The 17,744-nt window shown below is 43.7% G+C and carries 17 protein-coding genes; 9 read left to right on the top strand and 8 right to left on the bottom strand.

What is annotated here, in order from left to right; all coding sequences use genetic code 11:
* Positions 1–708 precede the first annotated feature (708 nt).
* From GYMC52_RS18120 to GYMC52_RS18095, 7 genes are all read right to left on the bottom strand, one after another.
* Positions 709–1,278: a site-specific integrase gene (locus GYMC52_RS18120; protein WP_012820772.1), complete on the bottom strand. Its 570-nt coding sequence runs from the start codon at positions 1,276–1,278 to the stop codon at positions 709–711.
* Between the two features lie 181 nt (positions 1,279–1,459).
* Positions 1,460–1,930: a M15 family metallopeptidase gene (locus GYMC52_RS18115; protein ID WP_012820773.1), complete on the bottom strand. Its 471-nt coding sequence runs from the start codon at positions 1,928–1,930 to the stop codon at positions 1,460–1,462.
* A gap of 19 nt (positions 1,931–1,949) precedes the next feature.
* Positions 1,950–2,081: a YvrJ family protein gene (locus GYMC52_RS19090; RefSeq protein WP_414629275.1), complete on the bottom strand. Its 132-nt coding sequence runs from the start codon at positions 2,079–2,081 to the stop codon at positions 1,950–1,952.
* 78 nt (positions 2,082–2,159) lie between these two features.
* On the bottom strand, positions 2,160–2,372 hold the full coding sequence (locus GYMC52_RS18110; protein ID WP_012820775.1) for a DUF2922 domain-containing protein: 213 nt from the start codon (positions 2,370–2,372) through the stop codon (positions 2,160–2,162).
* A 17-nt stretch (positions 2,373–2,389) separates the two neighbouring features.
* Entirely contained in the window at positions 2,390–2,611 is a 222-nt protein-coding gene (locus GYMC52_RS18105) for a DUF1659 domain-containing protein (protein WP_012820776.1), read from the bottom strand.
* Positions 2,612–2,752: 141 nt separating this feature from the next.
* Positions 2,753–3,283 carry a competence protein ComK gene (locus tag GYMC52_RS18100; protein ID WP_012820777.1) on the bottom strand — a complete coding sequence of 177 codons (531 nt, stop codon included), beginning with the start codon at positions 3,281–3,283 and terminating at the stop codon, positions 2,753–2,755.
* 147 nt (positions 3,284–3,430) lie between these two features.
* Positions 3,431–4,618 (bottom strand): IS701 family transposase, encoded by a 1,188-nt coding sequence (locus tag GYMC52_RS18095; protein WP_012820647.1) that lies wholly within the window; start codon positions 4,616–4,618, stop codon positions 3,431–3,433.
* 360 nt (positions 4,619–4,978) lie between these two features.
* Between GYMC52_RS18095 and GYMC52_RS19085 the strand changes: the two genes are divergently transcribed.
* The 9 genes from GYMC52_RS19085 to GYMC52_RS20400 all read left to right on the top strand — a co-directional run bounded on the left by GYMC52_RS19085 (position 4,979) and on the right by GYMC52_RS20400 (position 16,132).
* A complete protein-coding gene (locus tag GYMC52_RS19085) occupies positions 4,979–5,386 on the top strand; it encodes a ribbon-helix-helix domain-containing protein (protein WP_012820778.1) in 408 nt (135 codons plus the stop codon).
* A 190-nt stretch (positions 5,387–5,576) separates the two neighbouring features.
* Positions 5,577–7,496: a sigma-54-dependent Fis family transcriptional regulator gene (locus tag GYMC52_RS18085; protein WP_012820779.1), complete on the top strand. Its 1,920-nt coding sequence runs from the start codon at positions 5,577–5,579 to the stop codon at positions 7,494–7,496.
* A 314-nt stretch (positions 7,497–7,810) separates the two neighbouring features.
* Complete coding sequence (locus tag GYMC52_RS18080) at positions 7,811–8,689, top strand: IS982 family transposase (RefSeq protein WP_012820780.1); 879 nt, start codon at positions 7,811–7,813, stop codon at positions 8,687–8,689.
* A 196-nt stretch (positions 8,690–8,885) separates the two neighbouring features.
* On the top strand, positions 8,886–9,512 hold the full coding sequence (locus GYMC52_RS18075; RefSeq protein ID WP_012820781.1) for an isochorismatase family protein: 627 nt from the start codon (positions 8,886–8,888) through the stop codon (positions 9,510–9,512).
* Positions 9,513–9,538: 26 nt separating this feature from the next.
* On the top strand, positions 9,539–11,587 hold the full coding sequence (locus tag GYMC52_RS18070; protein WP_012820782.1) for a hydantoinase/oxoprolinase family protein: 2,049 nt from the start codon (positions 9,539–9,541) through the stop codon (positions 11,585–11,587).
* Between the two features lie 2 nt (positions 11,588–11,589).
* Entirely contained in the window at positions 11,590–13,383 is a 1,794-nt protein-coding gene (locus GYMC52_RS18065) for a hydantoinase B/oxoprolinase family protein (protein ID WP_012820783.1), read from the top strand.
* Between the two features lie 224 nt (positions 13,384–13,607).
* Positions 13,608–14,807, top strand: coding sequence for a CaiB/BaiF CoA transferase family protein (locus GYMC52_RS18060; RefSeq protein ID WP_012820746.1), 1,200 nt, complete (start codon positions 13,608–13,610; stop codon positions 14,805–14,807).
* A 35-nt stretch (positions 14,808–14,842) separates the two neighbouring features.
* Positions 14,843–15,721 (top strand): hydroxymethylglutaryl-CoA lyase, encoded by an 879-nt coding sequence (locus GYMC52_RS18055; RefSeq protein ID WP_041469704.1) that lies wholly within the window; start codon positions 14,843–14,845, stop codon positions 15,719–15,721.
* Positions 15,722–15,802: 81 nt separating this feature from the next.
* On the top strand, positions 15,803–16,132 hold the full coding sequence (locus GYMC52_RS20400) for an MFS transporter (RefSeq protein WP_144319760.1): 330 nt from the start codon (positions 15,803–15,805) through the stop codon (positions 16,130–16,132).
* 394 nt (positions 16,133–16,526) lie between these two features.
* Here the strand turns inward: GYMC52_RS20400 and GYMC52_RS18045 are convergent, their stop codons facing one another.
* Entirely contained in the window at positions 16,527–17,714 is a 1,188-nt protein-coding gene (locus tag GYMC52_RS18045; protein WP_012820748.1) for an IS701 family transposase, read from the bottom strand.
* Between the last annotated feature and the right edge of the window lie 30 nt (positions 17,715–17,744).

The following is a 17,744-nucleotide window of genomic DNA, read 5'->3' as shown; positions in this document are numbered from 1 at the left end:
GCTGGAAACCTTGATAAATGAGGGATCTTGCTCCCTCCTAAAATATATAAAGATTTAAAAGATATAAATACTATAAAGTATACAAAAGCAACAAAAAGAGAGTCGCTGCCGCTTAACATACATGCATGGTTTAATAAATCTTGCTTTGCTGAAGAACAAAAATAAACAAAGCCTCCTAGGACTCGTACGCCCCGTCTGAGACGCTTTTTTTGCTAGGTTAATAGTTTTATACCTCCAAAGCGCCAAAACGCCAAAATAAGCCGTTTAACGACGTTTTACGGCAAGTTTTGATTTCCCCCCACGGCGGTGCTTTGATCGGCCTCTTGATCTTGCTTCGCACGGCCGCGGGCAACGGAAGGAAGGCGCTGGACCGCGAACAGCTTCTTCGAACGACGCGGAAATGGAAGCTTCTTGTGAACCACGAAACTTTTGTTTGTTGGAAGAAAAGATGAAATAAACGTTTATTTATTGTTTTAATTATTTTAATGTATACTCCATTATTTTTATCATCACTTATTCGTTTGATGATTCGTTGCTTCAAGCAACGGTGCCATGCATTGGCTTCCTCGACCACGCTCCGCACGGTTGCGGATGAATGGGCTCGCAGGCAGCTTCTTCGAACGAACCGAGCGCCGGGCTTCCCCAGGCTCCAGCCGGATGGCCCAAGGCCTGGAGGCGGCCAGCCGGGAAGACCGGCGCGGGCTTCGTTCACAGATCAAGCCCTGCAGTGACTTCATCGATTTGCTCCTGCGTAATGCCGATGTAGCGAAGTGTTTCGGCCTGGCTAGAATGGTTGAGAATTTTTTGGATCATGGCCAAGTCCGTTCCTTGTTTGTATGCGAAATAGCCGAATGTTTTGCGCAGGGAGTGGGTGCCGATGCGATCCACAATCCCAACTGCCTTGGCGGCCCGGTTCAGGATGTAGTGGGCATGCTGGCGGCTGATCGCTCCGCCTCCTTTTTGGCTGCGAAACAGCGGCTCATCGCCGCGGGAATGCGGCCTCTCCTGCGCTAAATACAGTTCGATCAGGCGGCGAGTTTTCCGGTTCAGCGCGACAACCCGAGTCTTTTTCGTCTTCTTTTCCGCGATCTCAATGCGTTCGACAACGCCTTTTTGATTCCTCACATCCCCGACCCTCAGAGCCAAAATATCGCTGATCCGCAATCCCGTATTGATCCCAATCGTAAAAAGGAGTTCGTCCCTCAATGACGAAGCACGCAAAATCTTTTTCATCGCTTCGATTTTTTCCCTATCTTTGATTGGCTGGACGGTATGCAAAATATGACACCCCCTTGTCCATGAGGGAGATGAGTAAGATTTTTGGACAAAAAGTGGGAGAGCAGCAAAGCGGCTTCGTGATGCTTCCTTCAACGTATTTAACATCAGACAAAAATCTGACACAACGTGCTTTTGTCAGATTTAAAAAAATCCCTTCCATTTTCGGAAGGGGCGAGACAGTTTATTTTTTAGCCATGACAGCGGTCGGCGGCCTTTTTCCTGCCCGCAGCTGTGCAAGCGAAAGGCCAAATGTATACTGAAAATGGGGATAATCTTTGAAGCTTTTCCAATCCCCGCCCCATTCAAGGCCAAGCGACTTTCCGATCTGACCGACGCGAAACCACCGGCGATCGAGGCTCCAGCTGGGGATCAATGTTCCCTTGAAAACATTGCAAACACAAATATCAAACGCCAAGCCGAAATTATGATAGCTGTATCCTCCACGGGCGTTCGTGACGATCCGACCAGGTTTCGTGCGACCCAATGCATACAGACGATTCTGTTCCTCGATGGTTCGAAACCCTTGCGTAATGATGATATAAATCCCTTCTTCATAAGCCTTCCGAATCAACGCTCTAGCTTTATCCGCCACCAACGGATGCAGCCCGGACAGCCTTTTCTCTGCCCGGAAAAGCAACTCCACCAGCTCCACTTCAAATTCCCTCCCATCATCAATTTTGCGGACTACGGCTCAATGCGATGGTTAGATCCTGAATGGATTTGGTCAACTGATCCAGCTTTGTCTCCATCCGATGCAGAAGGTATATAGAAACAAGAATCGGAAAGGAAACTTCGCTGATCATCGAAAACAAATCCATTGCTTTCCCCCCTTCAATGCTCAAAAACGGAAGGCGAAAAACCTTCCGTCCACGATAGATAAGCTATGGCAACTGGATGTCTTGCGTCTCGCGGTCAATGATGCGGGCGCTCTTCGGGCTCACCAGCTCCCCATTGCCGCTCATAAAAACATTTGCCGCCACGAGCTGGTTCATGACCGTTTTCACTTGCACCGGATCAACCGGCTCTTTAGGATAGCGGATCAAAATCCGAGCCGGCCCCGCTTGAGCGTTAAACATCAGCTCCAAAGTCTTCATTGCTCATCCTCCTCCCATCATGCATTGATAATATGGCTGGTTAACGTCGTGCGCACGTACCGCAGGCTGCCACTCGACAAGCTGGCGATGGCGGTGGCGGCATCGTACAGAGATTGAACGCTTGAGTCGCTCTTTACTCTGAAGGTTTGCGAGCGAATGATGTCCTTTCCGTCGCTGTCCTTTCCGGCGTAGAAGTCCAAAACAAGAGTGCGGCCCGACACCATTTCGGAAGCGGCCATTTTCTTACCTCCTTTCAATTTGGCAACATCATAGCACCCAAGGACGGCAATAGACAAAATCGCTTTCAAAGCAAAAAAAGAGAAAAGCGGCCTAAAACGATGCCGCTCCCTCGGGATTTTTACGATAAATAGCTCATTCTACTATAAAATAGCTGTTTCGCACACAACACCACCATTAATCCATTGTCTACGGTGCGGTTCATGAATCTCTTCATAGCACATCTCAATCCACCGGGCATTTTTTAGCTGATCCAGGCAAAATTTGCGTGAATGGAATACTGGAACTTGATGCCCAAAGAAGAGATGAACCGTTGTAAGCCTTGGCGACTGTTGCTGGAATTGCTCAATTTCCCTTGAGACGAACCAACCTACGCGGCTTTGGTGGCCGATCGACTCCCGAACATTAAACGGGATGATCGTAAAACCGTAAGACAATACAATCGGAACCAACTGCTTTTTCCCCACCAGCTCCCCATACCGATGGCGATTGATCGACATGCTTGTGCCAAAGAAAGCCAGAAGCCGTTTCAAAAATAAGCTGGACTGCACGTCGAGTAATTTTGTTTCCCCATTCTTAAAAAGTAGCTTAACTGAATCCCCTCTGTTCTGGACGTTGACAGGTAAAAACGCTTGGCCGGCAGTCGCAAATTGTTTTACTTCTTTCCAGTCCAATTCCCCATCCCCTTTTACAAATTTAACTTTGTTTTGGGAAATTGAGCTCTTAGTGCGAATTTTGTCGAAAATGTATTCTTTTTAACTGTAGATGAGCATTTTTCATTACAATAATTTCCATGATTAGAGAGACAAACAGGGTACCCCTTACGCGATACGGAGCTGTTTTTTGATCACATCAATGGGAATATCTTGCTTCGCAGCGTCATAAATGAACTCGACGACGCTGTGGTCTTTCCGCGACCGAAGAAGCTCCAGCCCGGCGGAGAGGTTTTGTCGGGATTCGGCGATGCTATACACGCAGGAGAGCAGCACCACCGCCCAATACCGTTTCACCGCCCGAATGTGGCGAACGCGGTATCCATCAAGCTTCAGTTGATCTTTCGCCTGCCGGAAAAAGCACTCGATCGTCCAACGCTGAGCATAGTAACGCAAGATGTCTTCGTCCCCGAGCTCCCGATCGGTGCTCAAGACGACATGGAGATGTTCCGGCGCCATCGGCTGATCCGCCTTCCAAGCCAGCAGCACCACCGCGTCATCGAGGCCATGGATCGCCCCCTCATAGCGATACACGCGATAACGCTCCTGACCCACCGTGACGAGGCGGGTGTCTTCGGACTCGACATAGCGGGCGAACTGCTTGGCTTGGATGGCGATGCCTTTCGGGTAGAGAATCCGGTTCGTCTTGAGCATGGCGATGACATGGAATCCCTGTTTCAAGCAGGCTTCAATGAGCTTTTTGGACGGATACCACGAATCCATGAGCACATACACCGGCTGAGCCCGCTTCACTTTGAGCGAAGAAAGCATCTCGATGGCCAGGTCGATCTTGCTTTTTCCCGCTTTCTTGTCATACAGGCGGAACGCAAACGGAAACGCTTGTGTCAAGGTGTGCACCATCAGCCAAACGAGCGAATGCCCCCAAACCGATTGATGATCTTTGTGAGAGAAATGCCAACCACACCCTTGAATGGCGTGCGTTGCCCGTGACGAAGGCTTCGTTTTTTGGCAAATCGTATCATCAATCGAGACAAAAAGAGGCTGATTCTTTCGCTCGACCAGGCGCTCGATTCGGCGGAGGATCCACTCTTGAAGCTTCCCAAGCAGCCTTTCCTCATCCCAAGGGCTTTTCGTGAAAAAGTGACTGAGCGTCGTTCGATGATTCGGATGAAAGCTCCAGTGATGAATATCGGTCAATGTTCCCGAGAATCCCTTGGTGGTCAAGGCATCGACGATATGAATGAGATGCTTGATGACCGGTTTGGAAAGCTGCAGCGTCAACCCCAAAGTGAAGAAAAACTTGTGGATTCCTTGGTGATGTGCTAATCTATTCATGAGACATGAACCTCCTTGTGTGAATGGGTTTTGTGCACATCTATTTTACCCAAGGAGTCCGGTTCATGTCTCCTTTTTTGTTTGGTTGTCAATTTATGTTAGTGAATTTGCTCATCTACAGTTTTTAAGTCTAATATACTCCTATATGGTAAAAAAATCAAAATTTTAAAATCTTAATTTTAAACTGTAAAAAGCGGTATTTTTTATCCAGAAAACATAAAATTGACCGGTTTTCAGCTTGATAACCAAAGTTAATGATAGGTAATTAATTATTTTACGTCAGACGAAAAACTTTTAAATAGAACAGGAATATATTACAATAAAATTAAATAGTGTCAGACGAAAAACGAGGTGATTACCATGAGGGAAGGAAGATGCTACAACCAAAAGGATTTTCAAGTCCTCATCCTTCAAGAATTTAGCCGTTGTCGCCCCCAATCCCCAGAGGAAACAGCAAAGCTCCAGAGAGAATATCTAAAGCTTATGGACGATGCCCCTCGTATGTGGGAGGAATTTGTCGAGAAGCACAAAAACATTTACGAGCGGCTTGGTTATCTTGATGTCATTATCCATGATGACTTGCGTGTCGAGCGCAAAAAACTCTCGCGCGGCCGCCCTAAAGAGGAAAAATCGAAATCCCACCGCATTACCATCCGCCTCGATGACGAGCTGTACGAACTCCTCCAAAAATACTGTCGGGCAAAAAATGTGTCGGAATCGGAGGCTATTCGAGAATTGATTATGGAATTGAAGAAACGGAGATATTGATTATCAATATCTGAGTCATTAAGGTGTTTCCAAATTAAGGTGCTGGGGACACCTATTTTACATAATTTTCAAAAAGGGATATAAGAGAAAAAATAGAAGTTGTCTTTGAAGTATAAGCAAAAATTATGCGATCAATTCACTTATTAACCTGACAAGAAAGGAGGAGTAAATTATCAAGGCCAGGATAGCTGTGTTTACATATAGCAAACTCACAAGGATTCTTCAAGAAGTTTTAGCTGAAAAACAATGGCCGGCCGAGTTTATACTTCATGAAGTTTTAATTGAGGAAGCGATAAAAAAAGCACATGAAATCGAAAAAACTAATTCAGCTGATGTAATTGTTGCCTCAGGAGCTAATGCAACCGCGATTGAAGAACAGGGATTAAGTATCCCTGTAGTCCGAATTAAAGTAACAGGTTTTGATCTAGTGAATGCACTATGGCTTGCTAAGCGCATGAATAGACAAGCAGTAGTTATGTCTTATCAGGAACCAATTCCGCAGTTGGAACAGTTTCGTGATTTGTTTCGTGTAGATTTGATGCAGGAGGCTTACGATGGAGTTCACGATGCACAAGAGAAGTTATTACGCATATTAGGAAGTGGGAAATCTGTGATTATTGGTGCAAGCTTAGTTAATGAACTTACGGAGCGAATGGGTGGACATAGTATTTTCATTTACTCTAGATCTTCTATTCGCCTAGCTTTGGAAACAGCTGTAGAGCTTGCAGATCAACGAAGGTCCGAAATTGAAAAAAGACAAAAGATACAAGCTATGATGCGTGCTGTTCATGAAGGGATTTTATATGTGGATACTAACGGACTTCTAATGGAGATTAATCCTGTTGCCGAAAAGTTGCTAGGCGTGTCTGCCCAGGATGTTATCGGGAAATCCATAGACAAAGTTGCTCCTGAGATTAAACTTGATGATGTGTTTAAGAGAGGGAAACCACTGCTCAATGTAGCGCAGAAGACAAAACAAGGTATGCTTTTAGTTAACCGAATTCCTGTAGTCCATCAAGGAGAACTAATTGGAGCTGTGGCAACAATTCAGGATGCGCAAGCCGTACAGAAAGCGGAGAAAGCCATCCGGCATCGGGTATATAGTAAAGGGCTTTTAGCCAAGGCAACATTCGAACATATTATCGGAAAAAACTCTACCTTTATGAAGTTAATCGACAAGGCGCAGCACTATGCCCAAACGGATGCTACAATCTTGATTCGTGGTGAGACTGGAACGGGAAAAGAGTTATTTGCACAGAGTATTCATAACGCAAGCAATAGGAATCGCCATCCTTTTGTAGCAGTGAATTGTGCGGCTCTACCTGAATCAATTTTAGAAAGTGAACTATTTGGATATGAAGAGGGAGCGTTCACAGGAGCACGTAAGGGTGGAAAACAGGGATTGTTTGAGCTAGCTCACAGGGGAACCATTTTTCTGGATGAGATAGGTGAAATGTCCTTACCCTTGCAATCCCGTCTTCTTCGAGTTTTACAGGAAAAAGAGGTAATGCGTCTTGGAAGTGACATGGTAATTCCTATCGATGTAAGAATAATAGCAGCCACCAATCGTGACTTAAAATCGATGGTAAAAGACGGGTTGTTTAGGCAGGATTTGTACTATAGACTTAATGTACTCTCAATTGAGCTACCACCTCTTAGAGAACGATTAGATGATTTACCCGACTTATTTCGTTTCTTTTTAAAGAATTACAAATTAGATAAACAACTGATAGAGAAAGTCTTGTCTATTATGTTACCAGTACTGTGTCACCATAACTGGCCGGGAAATATAAGAGAACTTGAAAATATTGCGGAGCGAGTTTCTGTTCTATTAAAAGCGCATGTCACTATGGACGAGGTATTGGCCGAAGTGAAGAAGGAGCTATTTGGGAGTCATATCGAAATTCTGGATTCAACTGATTTGACTAAAGAAGTTGAAAACTGGGAGCGACAACGTATTTTACAGGTATTAAGAGAAGTGCGAGGAAGCAAAACCAAGGCAGCGGCTCTTCTAGGGATTAGTCGGACCACCTTATGGAGAAAGATTAAGGATTACGGAATTGATAGATATGATGACGAGGAAAAATCTAATAATTTGTTTCAAAAATGAAACACAGGATGTTTCAAAACGTTCCAAAACAAAAACTAGATGATCAGAATATTGAGTTAGAGCAACCCTGTTTGTTGAGTATATTTTCTAAACATTATATAAATTCAAAATGTTATTTTGAGTTGGCATAAATTTTGCATATTTTTAAGTGAGTTAAGTTTAAAAGGGGGAAAAAGGAATCATGGTCAACACTTATAGAAAAAAGAAGTACCCGTGGTGCTAGATAAAACTCAGACAAGCATAAAAATAGCCCTTGCTGGCGGATCTCCAGTAGAATGAAAGTGTCACCCAACATTCGAAAGGAGAGATCCCCCATGCAAGAGCACTTTCATTTTACTACAGATCCAGCCAAACTTCAAAAACAATATGCCGCTATTTTCTGTTTTGTTTCTGCTCAACTGTCGTTGATTCAAATGTATCTTCATCGCCGCAACCGTCACTTGGTCAAGCAAAAAGACGAAGTGGTCATGGCGGTTCACCTTTTGGGGAAGCTGCTGGGCTTTTCTTCTGAACGAGCCTGGCATCGCTTTGTCACGGGAAATTTGTTCACAAACGGCTCGTTTCTTGAACGCTCCCGATACAACCGCCGCTGCCGAGCGCTTGGCTTCGCGGTCAAATGGATTCGTCATGAACTAGCCAAACGTGGCCAACACCATGCTTATGCCGTTGTCGACAGTTTGCCTCTTCCGTTGTGCCATCCCGCGAGAATGCAGCGCGTCAAGCGATTTCGAGGGATCGCGGATATGGGGTATTGTGCTTCCAAAAAGCAATGGTACTACGGTTTCAAGCTGCATCTTCAAGTGACCAATCAAGGGCTGGCCATGGGCTATGTCGTGACGGAAGCGTCCTGCCACGACGTCAAAGCGGCTGAAACGGTGATGACTCAAATCCCTCATCCCTACAACTTTGGAGACAAAGGGTGCATCAGCCGCGCTCTTCGAGAAAAGCTGTATGAAGAACACCAAGCCGCGTTCTGGACACCGTCTCGACACAATCAAAAGCACGGCCCATCCAAGGCATGGGAAGAATGGATCAGGAAAAAACGCAAAGTCATCGAGACGGTGTTTTCGATTCTCGTGGACCAATACCGGATCACCGACATTCGGGCGAATTCCATTGCCGGGTTTGAAGTGGCACTCGATGGCATCTTGGTGGCTTATTCCCTGGTCACACTAGGGCTGGTTGAGCGCTGACGCTCAACTAGCACCACGGGTTATCATGTTTATTGCCTTTCTCTGTACTTTCTTATTCCTAATTTGGCAGGAACGTGTGGAAAAGAAAATAGGGAAATCCAAAAGTGGGGTTTCCTAACTTTTGAGAAGGGGAGTTTAAAGCGGTATGAGAAAAATTAACACAAAGACACTTTTTAGTATGTGAAGGATGGTGTATATGGATCAGGAGCTTGAACGGATATATAAAAATGCTGGCTTCACAGGGACATTATCAATCGGAAAAAAAGTTGGGGTACTGGTGATTGACTTCCAAATTGGTTTTACTGATCCTTCGCAATCCCCCCTAGCAAGTGATTTTTCATCTGAATTAATGAAAACTGTCCATATTTTAAGAAAAGCCAGAGAGAAGAAAGTACCCATTTTCTTTGTAGGTGTTGGTTACAGAAATATTAGGGAGGGGGGGGTTTTTATAAAGAAAGTACCTTCGTTACAACAATTCATGTTAGGGTCTCCATTAGTGGAGTTAGATCCGAGATTAGAAAGAAGGTTAGAGGAACCATTCCTTATAAAAAAATATGCCTCAGCTTTTGCCGGCACTTCGCTTGCTTCACTACTCGTGTCTGAAGGGATAGATACATTATTCATTACAGGGGTAACAACTAGTGGATGTGTACGTGCAAGCGTAGTCGATGCTATTCAACATGGTTTCATACCTTTTGTAGTCAGTGACGCGGTGGGGGACAGAGCTAGAGTACCACATGAAAGTAATCTATTTGATATAGCATCTAAGTATGGGGAGATCACTAATACCGATAATGTTTTATATTATCTATCTAAAATCTAGAACAATTATTAAGGGGGTAATGCAGAATGTATAGGGTAGCGGTCGACGTGGGAGGTACCTTTACTGATGTTGTTTTACAAAACGAAGAGACAGGTGAGATTTTTGTTACAAAGGTTCCTTCTACACCATCTGACCAATCAATCGGATTAATGGATGGAATACTTAAAATCTGTAGAGAAGCAGGTGTTAGTTTATCTGATATTAGGACGATTATACATGGTACAACAGTGGCTACTAATGCAGTTTTAGAAGGAAAAGGTGCAAAGGTTGGATTAATAACAACTCATGGATTTGAACAAATTCTACATGTTGCCCGTTCTTGGACTCCTGCTCCTGTTAGCGCATGGATTGGATTTATTAAGCCTGATCCACTTGCAGATCTGACTAATACCCGTGGAGCATTAGAACGGATTAGTGCACAGGGTGAAATAATACGTGAACTCGATGAAGATCATATTCGGCGTCAAATTCAGGAATTGTATGAAAAAAGTGTTGAAAGCTTAACGATTAGTTTAATTAATTCCTATGCGAACCCAGTACATGAACAACGAATTAGGGAAATTGCGACAGAAATAAACCCAGATATTCCCGTTTCTATATCTTATGAAATCTTACCGGAGTTTAGGGAATATGAAAGAACGCTAACAACCGTTATGAATTCTTATGTTCGACCGCCAATGCAAAAATATTTGAGAAACATTGAAAATAAGTTAAAGGAAAATCATATGCGTAGCCGTGTTGGTATTGTACGTTCAGATGGAGGACTAATGAGCATTTCGGCAGCTGCTACGCGTCCCGTACACACAATGTTATCCGGACCTTCCGGTGGAGTAACTGCATCAGCTATGATCGGTATACAGGCTGGATTTAGAAATGTAATATCTTTCGATATGGGGGGGACATCAACGGATGTAGCGTTGACATATGACGGTAAACCTAGGGTTTCAAGAGAAACCAAGGTTGGAACCTTTCCAGTAAAAGCCCCTTCACTCGAAGTTGTCAGCATCGGGGCTGGGGGGGGATCGATTGCGCATGTTCCCCCAACTGGCGCGTTGCGCGTTGGACCAAAAAGTGCCGGAGCTGATCCCGGGCCCGCTTGTTATGGTCGTGGTGGCGAAGAGCCAACGGTAACGGATGCAAATGTAGTTTTAGGATACCTCCCTTCAAGTTTAGTTGGTGGAGAAATGAAACTTGATGTGGAGGCAGCATTTAAGGCAGTTGGTAAGATTGCAGAACGCCTAGGTATAGATGTGTATCGTGCAGCCAAGGGTATATATGACATTGTTAATGAGAATATGTACGGTGCAATTCGAGTTGTATCAGTTGAAAAAGGTTATGATCCACGTGATTTCGCATTGATTGCACTGGGAGGGGCAGGTCCTTTACATGCGAATGCGTTAGGGCGTTTATCTGGTTCATTCCCTGTTATTATTCCACCAACTCCTGGAGTCTTATCTGCATTAGGTTTCTTACAATCGGATATTCGTAATGAATACTCCAAGACCTTTATTCGTACTTTAAGTCAAATCGATGTGCGCTCACTAATAAGAGAGTTAAACGAACTAGGAAAAGAAGCTGAAGAATGGCTGATTCAAGAGTCAGTACCCAAGGATCAACAGACAGTTTCCTTCGAAGTAGATGTACGTTACTTTCGACAAGGTTATGAAATTTCAATTCAGGTTGATAAACAGACCTTAATACAAAATGGTCTTGGACTGCTGAAGAGTCAATTTGATAAAATTCACGAGAAAATCTACGGCTTTAAGATGGATATTGAACTTGAGATTGTTAACCTGAGAGCAGTTGCTATAGGAAAAGTTACTTCTCCATCGTTGCCTTCCAGTAGCCCTGGTAATGAGGATGCGTCGCACGCCTTAATAGATAAGGAACACAAGGCATTTTTTGATGGCGAATTTTTACCTACACCGTTATATGATCGTGCGCTGTTAAAACCCAATAATAGAATTCCGGGACCAGCGATCGTTATCCAAAAAGATAGTACAACATTAGTTTTGCCGGGTTATGTGGCGGTAGTTGATAACCATATGAACCTTTTGATTAAAGAGGAGGTTTAAAAATGGAGAAAATTGATTCTATCACAGTGGATATTATTGAAAATGCATTAAAAAATATCAAAGAAGAGATGGATGTAACGTTATTTCGGTCAGCCATGTCCCCAGTGATTAGGGAGCAACATGATTGTTTTCCTATGATCACTGATCCAGATGGAAAAATGGTTGTTGGAAATTTTGGTTCCCATGTACCTGAGGTGGTTGCCCAGTTTACTGATGGACTGCATGAGGGAGATGTTATCTTTTTGAGTGATCCTTATAGTTGTGGAGGATCCATTTCGCACATAAATGACTGGATGGTTATTATCCCTATCTTTTACCGTAGTCAATTGGTTGGGTATTCCTCTATGTTTGGGCATGTAATTGATGTTGGAGGACCAGTCCCAGCAAGCATGCCGGTAACAGCAACAACGATTTTTGCGGAAGGTGTACGTTTTCCACCTGTCAAACTGTTTGAAAAAGGGCAACTGAATGAATCCATTATAAAGATTTTGAAGGCAAATACACGGACACCTGTTGAAAACTATAGCGATTTAATGGCTATTGTCGCTGCTTGTAGAACTGCAGAAAAGAGGGTAAAGGAACTTTGTGAGCGTTTTGGTGTAGAAGTATATCTTCAAGGTTTAAGAGCTTTACTCGAACGTACTAATCGCATGATGAGAAATTTGATCCAAAACTTCCTTCCAACTGCACCTGTATCCTTTGAGGATTACATTGATGACGATGGATTAGGCAATGGTCCATTCAAAATGAAGCTTACTATATGGCGTGAGGGGGATCAAGCGTACTTTGATTGGACTGGGACTGATCCACAAGCGCCGGGACCAGTAAATTACTATCTTAGTGACAACATGTTCAAAATGTTCATTGGTGCTTTTCTAATCTCAGTATTCGATCCAGCGATTATGTTTAATGATGGGTTTTACGACTTATTGCATATTAAGACTCCTAAGGGTAGCTTACTTCGCCCCGATTTTCCTGCAGCGCTTGGTTGTCGTACACACGTGTTGAGTCGATTGTTTGACGTTTTAAGTGGCGCGCTATCATTAAATGCTCCACAAAACAGCCCGGCTGCTGGTTATGGAACGAGCCCATATTTCATTTATTCTGGGAAGGATGAGCATAACCGTGAGTTCCATTTAATGGAGGTTATGTACGGTGGTCTTCCAGGTAGACCATTTGCTGATGGATTGGATGGACATTCTTGGTGGCCGGCGTTTGTTAACATTCCTACTGAATATTTAGAAACCTATTACCCCTTAAGAGTAGAATACTATAGAACTGGAATTGACTCTGGAGGTGCGGGAAAATATCGAGGTGGTAACTGTAATGAAAAATTGTATACTTGCCTAGCTAAGGGAACAGTATCTATTCACGATGATCGTGCAAAGCTTCAGCCTTGGGGAATCAATGGAGGCGAACCGGGTTCTAACTCTTATAAGGTATTGATTCGTAAGGATGGTACGCGTATTCCCCTGCAATCAAAGGTTGATAATATATTAGTTGAACCTGGAGATCAAATCCTATTTGTTACTGCTGGTAGTGGTGGTTGGGGAGATCCATTAGAGCGTGATCCAGAAAAAGTACGCTTAGACGTGGTTAGAGGACTTGTAAGTCTAGAAAAAGCAGAGAAATCATACGGGGTTATAATTGATCCAAATACGCTAGAGTTAAATGAAAAAGAAACTGAATTTCTTAGAGAGGAAATGAGGAAGAAAAGAACTAAATTAGAACCCTTTAATTTCGGAAATCGAGAAGATTTTGTGAATAATAAAGACAAGGTAACAAAGGAAAGTTAAAAACACTAAAAATAACGTTACTACTTCTAAAAAACTGGTGAAAAACAATAATTTTCGCTCGATTGGTGTTTTTGGTTGCAAGGGAAGAGCTGATTTTAAAGGGTTCCTCATCTTGAAAAAAGCATGTTTAGGACCGATGTTTCAGTAAACTACCAGTCTTCTAAGAGTGTTTTCTATAAAAAACTACTAAATCATGCTTTAAGACATATATTGGGGGAATAAAAATGACTGAAAATCTACCTTTGAGTGGGGTTCGTGTATTAGAAGTGGGAACATTATTGGCTGGTCCTTTTTCGGGGCGGCTGTTAGGTGATTTTGGAGCGGAAATCATTAAGATAGAACCTCCAGATAAGCCTGATCCAATGCGACAATGGGGGCAACAAAAGGACGGCCATGGATTATGGTGGCCTATTCAATCGAGGAATAAAAAATCTATCACATTGAATTTACGTGAGAAACGTGGTCAAGAAATATTTCTAGAAATGGTAAAGAAATCTGATATTGTAATAGAAAATTTTCGCCCGGGAACGATGGAAAAATGGAATCTGTCGTATGAACGGTTGAGAGAAGCTAATAAACGAATAATTATGGTCCGGACATCTGGATTTGGACAGACAGGACCGTATAAAAAAAGAGCTGGTTTTGGAAGCATTGGTGAAGCCATGGGGGGACTTCGTTATGTTACCGGTTTTCCCGATCGACCACCCACACGTATAGGAATTAGTATTGGTGATACGCTAGCAGCTATGTTTGCAACCATTGGCGCTTTGATTGCCCTGCATGAGAGAGAGAAATCGGGCGAAGGGCAGGTCGTTGATACAGCTCTTTATGAGGCTGTGTTTGCTGTAATGGAAAGTATTGTTCCTGATTATTTGTTAGCAGGATATATACGTGAAAGAATGGGCAATATTTTGCCTAATGTGGCTCCGTCTAATATTTACCTCACAAAGGACAACACTTATGTTGTGATAGGGGCCAATGCGGACAATGTTTTCCGGCGTTTATGTGAAGCCATGGGTCGTGAAGAACTGGCTGATGATCCGAAGTTTAATAATCACCATGCTCGTGCTGAAAATATGCGTGAACTAGATTTTTTGATTGAAGAGTGGACTAAACAACATACAGCTGATGAGTGTCTAAGAATTTTGGAAGAAAAAGGAGTTCCATCTGGGAAAATTTATAGTGCTAAGGAAATTGTTAATGACCCACACTATCTTGCGCGTGAAATGATCGTAAATATCGAACATCCAGTATTTGGTGAATTCCCAATGCCAGGTATCGTCCCGAAGTTGAGTCGAACCCCTGGTAGTATTCGTCAACCTGGTGCGGAGATGATGGGTAAACATAATGAAGAGGTATATGGGAATCTTCTTGGTTACACTAAAGAAACTTTAGAGCTGTTAAGAAAAGAGAATATTATCTAGAAAAATAAAAAAGTTAAGAGGGGAACGGTGTGAAGATGATCCACATATGTGAGGTGGGGCCGCGTGATGGTTTGCAAAATGAAAAACGACATTTATCCGTTCAACAGAGAATAGAGCTAATTGAGAAATTAATGGATAGTGGCATCAAGAAGATCGAGGCGGTTTCTTTTGTTAACCCGAAAGTGGTACCTCAAATGAGTCATCCTGAAGAGGTGCTGGCAGGAATAAGCAGAAAGAAAGGTGTTGTAATTGCAGGTTTAGTGCTTAACTCAAAAGGACTTGAACGAGCATTGGATACAGAGTTAGATGTAATTCATTTTACCCTAGCTGTCTCTGATGCGTTTAATCAGAAAAATGCCAGAAGAACAGTAGAACAGTCAGTGGCAGAAATTGAGGATATGATTCGTACGGTAGCTGTACAAGGGAAGCCGTGTGCAGCTATACTAGGAACTGCATTTGGATGTCCATTTGAGGGATCTATATCGGAAGATAACGTTCTGAAAATTTCGGAAAGGTTTATTGAAGCGGGTTGTAGGAGTATTACGCTAGCTGATACAACGGGCTTAGCAAATCCTCTTCAGGTTAAAAGGTTAGTCAATAGGTTTTTTGAAACATTTGGTGAAACTGTTGAGTTAGGGCTGCACTTTCATAACACTAGAGGTTTAGGAATATCCAATGTTTTCGCAGGCTATGAGGCGGGTGTAAGACATTTTGATTCATCTATAGGAGGTACTGGGGGGTGTCCTTTCGCTCCTAAAGCAGTTGGTAATGTTTGTACGGAAGATATGGTCAATATGTTCCATTCAATGGGAATTGAAACGGGGATTAACTTAGAGCAACTTATTGATACAGCTCTTTGGTTAGAGCGACAACTTGAGCGTAGGTTAGATGGAATGATGATGAAATTAAAATAGCATCATGGGGAAGAAAATGCGGAAATAAAGGTCGGGGAAAAATATAGACAGCGGCCAAGAGTCCCGGCTGTTGCTTGGCGAATGCTAGGATGGCTACTTCTTACACAGATAATGGTGGATTTTGTAGGTCGCAGTTTAGCTCTATTGAGCCCTTTAATAGAGAATGATTTACATCTATCCAAAGTTCAAGTGGGTATGTTGATGTCGGCTCTGTTCCTTGGACAGTCACTAATTAGTCTCCCGAGCGGCTACTGGGTAGATCGGGTAGGATCACGATTTCTTTTGTTTGACATTATGTTTGAGTACCGGATTTGCCATAGCCGCTCTACTAAATTCTTTTTTGTGGTTATTGTTGTTTATCGTGATAGGTGGTCTAGGCTACGGTGCAATGCATCCTACCTCCAATCGTAGTGTTATCTATTGGTTTCTGCTGAAGTATCGTGGGACTGCGATGAAGCAAACGGGTGTGATTATAGGTTCTTCCCTAGCCTCCTTATTTTTGTTGTCCATTGCTTTGCATTGGGGATGGGGCGTCTTGCTTTAATATTGTCTTGCTTTGCATTGATGCTAATAGGTCTAATTGTATGTTGGATGTATCGTGACCCAGTATCAAAAGATATACGAGCTTCTATATATTTCTGTTCTTTTCTAACTTCGCTGTGGAAGATAACACGTAATAGAAAACTCTTATCTGTAAGCTTAGCTGCTTTTGGTTTAAGCGGTGCACAAATGTGTCTTACTACCTGTAGATGAGCATTTTTCATTACAATAATTTCCATGTATTAAGAGACAAACAGGGTACCCCTTAGGCGACATGGAGCTGTTTTTTGACAACATCAATGGGAATATCTTGCTTCGCCGCGTCGTAAATGAACTCAATCAGGCTGTGTCCTTTCCGAGTCCGAAGAAGGTTCAGCCCGGCAGAGATGTCTTGTTGGGATTCCGCTATGCTGTACACGCAAGCCAACAAAACGGTCACCCAATACCGTTTGACCGCCCGAATGTGACGAACACGGTACCCATCGAGCTTCAGCTGGTCTTTTACCTGCCGGAAAAAGCATTCGATCGACCAGCGTTGGGCATAGTAACGCAAGATGTCTTCGTCACTCAGCTCCCGATCGGTGCTCAAGACGCCATGAAGATGTTCGGGTGTCATCGGCTGATCAGCCTTCCAAGTAAGCAGCACCACCGCATCATCGAGACCATTGAGCGCGCCTTCGTAGCGATAGACACGATAGCGCTCGTTCCCCACCGTGACGAGGCGGGTGTCTCGCGGTTCGAGATAGCGGGCGAACTGCTTCGCTTGGACGGCGATGCCTTTCGGGTAGAGAATTCGGTTCGTCTTGAGCATCGCGATGACATGGAATCCCTTTTTCAGGCAGGCTTCGATGAGCTCTTTGGACGGATACCATGAATCCATGAGCACATACACCGGATGATCCGGCTTCACCTTGAGCGAAGAAAGCATCTCCATCGCTAGGTCGACTTTGCTTGTTCCCGCCGTCTTATCATAAAGACGAAACGCGAACGGGAATGCCTGAGTCATGGTGTGCACCATCAGCCAAACGAGCGAATGCCCCCAGACCGATTGATGATCTTTGTGAGAGAAATGCCAATCACACCCTTGAATGGCGTGTGTAGCCCGTGACGAAGGCTTCGTTTTTTGGCAAATGGTATCATCAATCGAAACAAAAAGGGGTTGATTCTCCCGTTTGGCGATTCGCTCGATGCGATGAAGGATCCATTGCTGGAGTTTGCGAAGCAACGTCTCTTCATCCCAAGGGCTTTTCGTGAAAAAATGGCTGAGCGTTGTTCGATGGTTGGGATGAAAACTCCAGTGATGGACATCGGTCAACGTTCCCGAAAATCCCTTGGTAGTCAAGGCATCCACCATATGAACGAGATGCTTGATGACCGGTTTCGAGAAATAAAGCGCCAACCCCAACGCCATGAAAAACTTGTGGATTCCTTGATGATGTGCTAATCTATTCATGAGACATGAACCTCCTTGTGAATGGTTGGT

The organism is Geobacillus sp. Y412MC52, assembly GCF_000174795.2.
GTDB lineage: Bacteria > Bacillota > Bacilli > Bacillales > Anoxybacillaceae > Geobacillus > Geobacillus thermoleovorans.
Note: the sequence above shows the minus strand (reverse complement) of the source record. Positions and strands in the feature narration are given on the sequence as shown.

What these genes read in the sequence shown, in the direction of transcription:
- GYMC52_RS19090 (WP_414629275.1), bottom strand. Translation starts at nt 2,081, where the DNA reads ATGATCAGCGAAGTTTCCTTTCCGATTCTTGTTTCTATATACCTTCTG.
- GYMC52_RS18110 (WP_012820775.1), bottom strand. Translation starts at nt 2,372, where the DNA reads ATGAAGACTTTGGAGCTGATGTTTAACGCTCAAGCGGGGCCGGCTCGG.
- GYMC52_RS18105 (WP_012820776.1), bottom strand. Translation starts at nt 2,611, where the DNA reads ATGGCCGCTTCCGAAATGGTGTCGGGCCGCACTCTTGTTTTGGACTTC.
- GYMC52_RS18095 (WP_012820647.1), bottom strand. Translation starts at nt 4,618, where the DNA reads ATGAATAGATTAGCACATCACCAAGGAATCCACAAGTTTTTCTTCACT.
- GYMC52_RS19085 (WP_012820778.1), top strand. Translation starts at nt 4,979, where the DNA reads ATGAGGGAAGGAAGATGCTACAACCAAAAGGATTTTCAAGTCCTCATC.
- GYMC52_RS18080 (WP_012820780.1), top strand. Translation starts at nt 7,811, where the DNA reads ATGCAAGAGCACTTTCATTTTACTACAGATCCAGCCAAACTTCAAAAA.
- GYMC52_RS18075 (WP_012820781.1), top strand. Translation starts at nt 8,886, where the DNA reads ATGGATCAGGAGCTTGAACGGATATATAAAAATGCTGGCTTCACAGGG.
- GYMC52_RS18070 (WP_012820782.1), top strand. Translation starts at nt 9,539, where the DNA reads ATGTATAGGGTAGCGGTCGACGTGGGAGGTACCTTTACTGATGTTGTT.
- GYMC52_RS18065 (WP_012820783.1), top strand. Translation starts at nt 11,590, where the DNA reads ATGGAGAAAATTGATTCTATCACAGTGGATATTATTGAAAATGCATTA.
- GYMC52_RS18060 (WP_012820746.1), top strand. Translation starts at nt 13,608, where the DNA reads ATGACTGAAAATCTACCTTTGAGTGGGGTTCGTGTATTAGAAGTGGGA.
- GYMC52_RS18055 (WP_041469704.1), top strand. Translation starts at nt 14,843, where the DNA reads ATGATCCACATATGTGAGGTGGGGCCGCGTGATGGTTTGCAAAATGAA.
- GYMC52_RS20400 (WP_144319760.1), top strand. Translation starts at nt 15,803, where the DNA reads ATGCTAGGATGGCTACTTCTTACACAGATAATGGTGGATTTTGTAGGT.
- GYMC52_RS18045 (WP_012820748.1), bottom strand. Translation starts at nt 17,714, where the DNA reads ATGAATAGATTAGCACATCATCAAGGAATCCACAAGTTTTTCATGGCG.